The following is a 630-nucleotide window of genomic DNA, read 5'->3' as shown; positions in this document are numbered from 1 at the left end:
CTTAAAAGCATTAAGCCTAATCTTTTAAACAAGCTTTTTAATTTATATGCCTTAAACTTGCTTTCTAGTTCTAAGATCTGCGTCCTTGTCATCTTTTGCCTAATAAATTATGATAAAAAAGGCTCATTTGTAATAGCCTCTTTTGTGAGGGGTCTTTGTTTTCCTTTGTGTAAAAAGTGTGTAGGGTTAAAAAGCTATGCAAGATCTTATCAACAAGGCGTAAATTTGCCCTACTTAACTTTAAAAGGCTTTTTAGAAGGTTTGTTTTTAAACTTAGCTTGAATTTTTCCCTCACATAAAGCTCAAACTCCTTTAAATTCAAGGGATTAAGCTCAATTTCCTTGATAATCCTACTTGAAAAATGCTCCTTTAAAAAACAAGCTTGTTTTTTGTGTAGGCTCAATACAAAGCAAAGATTTGATAGCTCGCTTAAAAGGCGAATCCTTTCAAGCAAGCACTCATCATAAACCCCAACCTCATCAAGCAAGAAGATTAATTTTTTGTTTGATTCTTTTAAGCTATCATATAAAAGCTCAAAGTCTAGCTTGGTGTTTCTTAGCTTGGCTTGAATTTGACGGTCTTCTTTGTGCTTAGCTTGAATTTGATGATATTCTTTGTGTTTAGTGTGAA

The 630-nt window shown here is 32.9% G+C and carries 1 pseudogene; it reads right to left on the bottom strand.

The window, feature by feature from the left end:
* Positions 1–88 precede the first annotated feature (88 nt).
* Positions 89–630: pseudogene (locus tag DMC01_RS14230) on the bottom strand (hypothetical protein); the annotation flags it as partial.

This window comes from Campylobacter troglodytis, assembly GCF_006864425.1.
Taxonomy (GTDB): Bacteria; Campylobacterota; Campylobacteria; order Campylobacterales; family Campylobacteraceae; genus Campylobacter_D; species Campylobacter_D troglodytis.
This window is presented reverse-complemented; position numbering and strand designations above follow the sequence as displayed.